The sequence below is a fragment of the Paenibacillus sp. SSG-1 genome (assembly GCF_002224835.1).
Lineage (GTDB): Bacteria > Bacillota > Bacilli > Paenibacillales > Paenibacillaceae > Paenibacillus_AQ > Paenibacillus_AQ favisporus.
In genome coordinates this window covers 41,962-48,536 of sequence record NZ_MBRK01000001.1, presented here as the reverse complement: position 1 = coordinate 48,536, position 6,575 = coordinate 41,962, and the positions used below count along the sequence as shown (strand labels likewise).

The 6,575-nt window shown below is 61.0% G+C and carries 4 protein-coding genes; all 4 read right to left on the bottom strand.

From position 1 onward, the window contains the following. Positions 1-2,626: VWA domain-containing protein (locus BCV73_RS00245; RefSeq protein ID WP_256992700.1), on the bottom strand; the 2,626-nt coding region annotated here is incomplete at its 3' end. Then, positions 2,610-4,610, bottom strand: a complete 2,001-nt coding sequence (locus tag BCV73_RS00240; protein ID WP_089545530.1) for a vWA domain-containing protein — start codon at positions 4,608-4,610, stop codon at positions 2,610-2,612. The genes BCV73_RS00245 and BCV73_RS00240, both read right to left, overlap by 17 nt. A gap of 33 nt (positions 4,611-4,643) precedes the next feature. Further along, positions 4,644-5,579 carry a DUF58 domain-containing protein gene (locus tag BCV73_RS00235; RefSeq protein WP_089545529.1) on the bottom strand — a complete coding sequence of 312 codons (936 nt, stop codon included), beginning with the start codon at positions 5,577-5,579 and terminating at the stop codon, positions 4,644-4,646. Next, positions 5,576-6,565 carry an AAA family ATPase gene (locus tag BCV73_RS00230; RefSeq protein WP_089545528.1) on the bottom strand — a complete coding sequence of 330 codons (990 nt, stop codon included), beginning with the start codon at positions 6,563-6,565 and terminating at the stop codon, positions 5,576-5,578. The genes BCV73_RS00235 and BCV73_RS00230 overlap by 4 nt, the downstream gene beginning before the upstream one ends. Positions 6,566-6,575: the final 10 nt, after the last annotated feature.

Sequence of the window (6,575 nt, the reverse complement as noted above, 5' to 3'; positions counted from 1 at the left end):
GCGCCGCCAGCCGGCCCAGGCCGGCGTCCGGGGCCTCCGCCCCGCCGGCCGGTGCTTGCCGCCGCCGCAGGATGGCGGCGGCCCGCGCAGCGATGGCGCCCCATGGGAGCGCCAGGCGGCGGACGGCAATGTCCGCCACCCACAGCACCAGGGCGGCCGCCAGCAGCGCATAGCTCCAATCATGGAGCTGGCGGCTCGGCTTGGCTTTGGCGGCAAATACCTGCTCCGGATGGTCCATCGACAGCATCCGGCCGCCGGTCAGCTCAGCCAATCGCTGAAGCCCCTGATCCGCATTCCCGTCCGCAATCCGGTATTCCGGGGAGTAAGGGACGACCAGCCCGGTGCCGGGCGCAGCCGGCTTGCCGCTGCCATCGAGCAGCGTCATCAGATACGAACCGGACTGGTCCACCGGCAGCTCTCCGGTATAGCTTCCCGGCGCCTCCTGAACGAGATCCACCTTATGCTCCTGCAGATCATCCCCGGTAATGACCGCCTGCAGTTGATCCGTGCCCGCCGTATCCGCTTTGACTTCAAAACGGACCCGGTTCCCCTCGATCTGCGTGCTTACCTCATACGGGGAAGCCGTAAACTGAGGGAAGGTCCACTTCACCATCTGGGTCACGACATTGGAGAAGGCGGGCCAAGCTACCCAGTCCTTCGACCATTTGCCCATCAGGTCGCTTGTCCAGGCGACGGTTCGGCCGGATCCGTACTGCCACCTCGCCAGCAGCGGGTCGGGCTCCGGACTGGTCAGCACCGTCTGCGCCCCCTGCTTCGGCGTCGTGGCGACATAGCCGTAAACTTGCGGCACGCCATTTTCGAACAAAGACGTCCAGTCCCCGCCGTTTTGCAGTGCCGGCACAAACGGCTTGTCCACAATGTAGGACTTGGACATCATCGCGGCTTCTCGGCTGAAAATCGACGGTATCGACGAAGCGTCATCCACAAAGTAGTATCGGCCCTTGGCCTCATCCGCCAGCGACTGCAGCAGATTGACGTCCGCATCCATTCCGACCGCAACCGTGGACATCGTGATTTTGCCGCCCTTCATTTGCTCGATCAAATCGCTGTATCCGCCGTTTCCGGCCGACTGTCCGTCGGTCATCAGAATGATATGCTTCCGCTGGGCCTTGACCTTCAGCATTTCCTCCACTGCGGACGCCGCGGCCGGGTAAATATCGGTCCCTCCATCGCTTTGGATGGACTGAATCTGTGAAATAACGTCTTCCTTGCCGTTCGCCAGGGGCTGAGGCGTCACGACCCACCACGGCTGGGAATCAAAAGCGAGCACGCCGACCGTATCCTTGGATCTCAGCATTTCCACCGTACGGATCGCCGCTTCTTTGGCGAGCTCCATTTTGTCCCCGCTCATGCTGCCCGAACGGTCAATGACCAGGATCAGACCGAGGGACGGGATCTCCCGCTTGCCCTCCAGCTCCATGGAGACGGGGAGCAGCTTTTCGATCGGTGTCTTGAAATAACCGCCCATGCCGTAACTGTCCTCGCCACCGGCCATCATAAAGCCGACCCCGTAGGTGCGGACCGCCTGTTCGATCATGGCCATCCGCCGCTCGCCCACCTGGTCGCCGGAAACGTTGTTAAAAATGATGGAGTCATACGCTGCATATTTCGCCGGCTCCAGCGGCAGAACACTCGGATCGATCCGCTCATACTGAACCAGGCCCGATGAGAGGGCCGACGCAAGATTGGCTGCGTTCCCCTTCTCGCCTTCCACGATCAGCACCTTGGGCGGACCTTCCACCCGGGTAAAGGCATATCCCGCATTGTTGGCCGACTGGCGGTCGCCGTCCATGAAAATTTCGGCACGGTAGCGGTGAAGCCCCGTTTTTTTCGCCAGCCCCTTCACGGCGTACCGGTTGTCTCCCGGGGTCACGTCCACCGACTCGCGTCCGATCTCGGCGTTGTCTTCATACAGCCGGAGCTCACCCTTGCCTTTATAGGTGCTCCGCACCAGCACTTCAATATAATAGGACTCTGCTTGGTAGAGCTTCTCCGGGACTTTGACTTCCTCCACGGAGACGTCCTGCTGTTCGGACGAAGGCATCTCCAGCACGTCAACCGGGATGCCCTGGTCCTTCAACAGCCGTCCAGCCGACAGCATGCTGCCGACATTCTCCTCCCCGTCGGTGATCAGGACGATCCGGGAATCCGAGCGGCTGTCCAGCATGCTCCCGGAGAGCATCATGCCGGCTTCCAGATTCGTGTATTCCCGCTTCAGGTCCGCATTCAGCCGAAGGGAGCCCGGGAGCTCACGGGTCTCTTTTTGCTCAACAGCCGCGTCCAGACCTGTGGATACCACCGCGATGGTGTCCTTCGCTTCCTTGCCTTTGGCCGATTGTCCAATAAACGCTTCGGCGCTTTCCGTGTCCGTCATGCTCATCGAGCGGTCAACGACATATACGACCTTCTTTTGGTGCAATACAGTATAAGACTGCAATCCGGACAGCATCAGCACGAGCAGCAGCAGGATCACGGAACGGATGGCGATCGCCCAGGTTTTGCGGCGGCCGGCCAGGCGAAAGTCCGATTTGTACGCATACACCATCAGAAGCGCCAGCGGAAGGAGCAAGAGCAGCAGCCAAGGGTGATTAAATTGAACGCCCACGCTGGTACACCCCCCATTCGGTCACGATCATCAGCAGTACGACGGCGGCGGCCAGCCACATGAGCGAGTAGCGGCTTTGACCGATTTTCCCATCCGTTCCCGGATCCCCTGCCTGTTCTCCGGCACCTGCCTCAGCCCTGCCTGTATCGTCTTGGCCCGATTTCAAAACAACCGGCTTAGAGGAGGCAAAGGTCCCCTCAAAAGGATCGGCAGCCGCCTCCACCAGATAGCTGATGGTGTTCCCCTGACTGTTTCGCTCTTCAAAAGCATACAATCCGGGTACTTGCGGCGCCGTCTGCAGGGAGGATATCGCCCGCTCCCGTTTTTGCACCTCCGGAACCGGCGCTCCCGCACCAGGCACCCCGGTATGCTGCACCTTCCATTCCGCTTGCTCCGCATCCGCTGCGATCGGCACCTCCATTCCCGATCCGGCTGTTACCCTGCCGAGACCCGTACCTTCGCCTTCGTTCAGCCAAGAAACCGCGTTATGGACGAGGATCGGAAATTCCGCCGACAGCGGCAGATCCGTGTCCTGCAGCCGGAACAGAAACGACAGCCGCGGATGTCCCGCTTCCTTGCCTGCATATATTGCCGGCGTACCGCCGATCGTCACCAGCGGCTCGGCCCAGGCCGGCAGCGGTTCCTTGTGCAGCTCGCCCACGTAGAGGCCTTTCAGCGTGATGTACCGGTTCACCGGATGATCGGATACTTTAGGCTCCTGACCGTTCACCTTGACTTCCGGACCGCTGCCGCCGATCGACCACAGCGGGGTCTCTTCAAGCAGCTGCTTCCAGGAACCTTCCTTCGTAAATGCAGGCGCCTGCCCGTCCACAACGATCAAATCCGGCGGATCCTTGGGAACCTGTGGAACAGACGCAGCGTTCCCTGAATCCGCCGTTTTCGCGGAATTGCTGGGCTCTTCCGTTGTCATCCGGGTCACCTGCGCTCCGGTCAGCTGCAGCGCCTTTTCCAGAAACAGATTGCCCGGCGTCAGCAGCAGAATGCTCGGCTCCCGGCTGCTTTTCCCAAAAGCGTAAGCTGCGTTGTCCGCGGGATATCCGTCATCGCCATCCAACTCAATCCGGTACACGTCAGCCGGCGGCAGAGACTGCAGAACCAGCGTGGCGCTGTGCCGGGTAAGATCGGCCGATTCGGTACGAAGCAGCTTGTTGTCCCCATAAATGCGTACATCGACCGGCGCCTCCCATGTCCCGCACGAGCCGAGCACAGCCACCGCATCATTACCTTCCTTGCCCTGCTGAATGCCAAACTGCTGGATGCCGGCATTTTTCACCGGACCGTTTCCAACCAGGACTGTATGTGCAGGAACTTCAAACGTCACCTGGTCGCTGGCGCCCTTCCATTCGCCGTCCGTAAAAAGAACAACCTCCGCGTTCTGCTCCTCCCGCGTAAGCGCAGAGGCCAGCGACAGCGTCTCATTATACGCCGCCTGACCATAGTAAGGCGTGAGACCGTCGATCGCATCCTGAACGCGCTTCGCATCCTTTTCCCGGGAAATGATCACGTCGGGCTCGGATTTCATGCTGAGCAGGGTGACCTCGCTGCCGCGGGCATGCTTCTTCACGTACTGCTTCATCTCGGATTTCATTCGTTCGATCCGCGTCTCCTGCGGGTCCTGGGAAGACTGTCCTGCATTGCCGGCTGGCGGCGCCGCTATTGCACCCATGCTCCCGGATGTATCGGCGACGAAGACGATATGCCCCCCGCTATTTCCGGATACCCACAGATAAGGCTGCAGCAGGGCAAAAACGAGCAGCGCGGCGGCAAGCAGCTGCAGCCACAGCAGCAGACGATTTTGCAGCTTCTGCCACGGGCGGTTGGCTTCGATATTTTTCAGCACCCGGTCCCACAGCAGGTGGCTGGGCACGGTGGTGTCTATAAACTTGCGTTTGAGCAAATACATCAGCAGAATCGCCGGTATGCTGAGCGCAAACCACAGCCCTGCCCATGAACCGATTCCCACAATGCTTCCCCCTTTCTCTGTAAGCCAAGCTCGTCAGGCGATGACGAGACCTGCCTCCGCCATTACGCCAAACACCGCCTTTTGCAGGCTCATATCTGTCGAAACCCGGATGAAGGTCATGCCGCGATCTGCAGCCAGCTTCATCAGGTATTCCTGATACCGTTCAAGCTCGTCCTGGTAGGCCCGTAACACTTTGCCGGTGAAGGCGATATCCTTCCCGGTGCCCAGCTCGCTGTCGATCAGTCTTAGGTCGCCGCTGTAGGCCGGGTCGATTTCCTCCGGGGCCAGCACCTGAACGAGTACGACCTCCTGCCCCGCCCCTCTTAGGCGGCTCAGCATCAGCCCGAGATCCTCCTCCCGTTCATCCAGCCAAAAGTCCGAGAAGATCCAGGTCATCCCCGGCAGTCTGGGCATCGCTCCCGGTGCGCCGAAGGCGGCCGCGAGGCTTCCTTCTTCTCCGGGGGCCGCGTCCTGAAAAAACCGAAACAGCCGGTGGGCCGCCCCGCGCCCGCGGAGCACGGGCAGGCGGGCGTCGATCTGGCTGCTGAAGCAGCAGGCCTGCAGCCGTTCGTAAGAGCACAGCGCAACATATCCGATGCTGGCGGCCAGCTGCTTCGCATACCGCAGCTTGGAGGGAATCGCTTCATTCCCATCCCCTTCCCGTCCCCGGGTTCCGCCTGCAAAATCCATCGATGCCGAGCAGTCCACGTACAGGCTGACCATCAGCTCCTGCTCGTCCATAAACTGCCGGACGAACGGCTTGCCTGTCCGCGCATACACGCCCCAGTCGAACCTGCGGATGTCATCCCCGGGAGCGTAAGGCCGGTAATCGGCGAATTCGAGCGAAGAGCCGAGCCGGCTGGAGCGCCGCTTGCCCTGCAGGGTACCGGCCACACGCTTCGCAGAGCCAAGGCTCATCCGCTCCAGCCGGACCATCCAGTCCGGGGGCAGCAGGTATTCCGCGCTCATCCCTGCGCCTCCGCCCGCTCGAGCATCTCGCGGATCACCTGGTCCGTCGTAATGCCCATGGCCTGGCCTTCAAAGTTCAAAAATATCCGGTGCCGCAGTGCCGGCACCGAGACTGCATGGATATCGCCGGTGGACAGGTGCATCCTGCCTTGGCAGACCGCCCGGACCTTCCCCGCCGAAATGATCGACTGGATGCCGCGCGGCCCCGAACCGAAGCGCACGTACTTCTTGACGCCCTCCGGCGCCGACGCCTCTTCCGGATGGGTCATCATCAGCAGCCTGGCCGCATAATCCAGCACTTCGTCGGCGACCAGCACTTCCCTTGCTCCCTGCTGGATTTCCAGCAGCTCAGCGGCACCGGCCTGCTTCCGCACCTCGGGCTGACGGTTCGTCGTTGTCCGCCGAACGATTTCCTTCAGCTCCTCACTTCCCGGATACGGCACGAGAATTTTGAGCAGGAACCGGTCCAGCTGGGCTTCCGGCAGCGGATAGGTCCCTTCGTTTTCAAGCGGGTTTTGCGTCGCCAGGACGAAGAACGGTTTCGGCAGAACGTGCGTCTCGCTGCCAACCGTCACCGTTTTCTCCTGCATCGCCTCGAGCAAAGCGCTCTGCGTTTTCGGGGTCGCCCGGTTGATTTCGTCCGCCAGCACGATGCTGCTGAAGAGCGGCCCGCGCTGAAAAGACATCGAGGTTTCCCCCTGACGGCCGAAAGAAATGACCTGCGTCCCCGTAATGTCGCTTGGCATTAAATCCGGCGTAAACTGGATGCGCGAGAACGACAGGTCGAGCGTGTCGGCAATCGTACGGACCAGCATCGTCTTGCCTAGGCCGGGAATGCCTTCCAGAAGGGCATGGCCTCCCGCAAAGATGCACCACAGCATCTGCTCGACGACCTCCTGCTGGCCAACGATCACCTCGGCGATCTGCTCCCGTACCCGGGATATCGTCTCTTTCCAAGCTTCCGGATGAATTTGCGTATCCAGCATTAGCCTTCCT

Excerpts from the sequence above, each read along its gene's own strand:
- BCV73_RS00235 (WP_089545529.1), bottom strand. The coding sequence starts at position 5,579 with ATGAGCGCGGAATACCTGCTGCCCCCGGACTGGATGGTCCGGCTGGAG.
- BCV73_RS00230 (WP_089545528.1), bottom strand. The coding sequence starts at position 6,565 with ATGCTGGATACGCAAATTCATCCGGAAGCTTGGAAAGAGACGATATCC.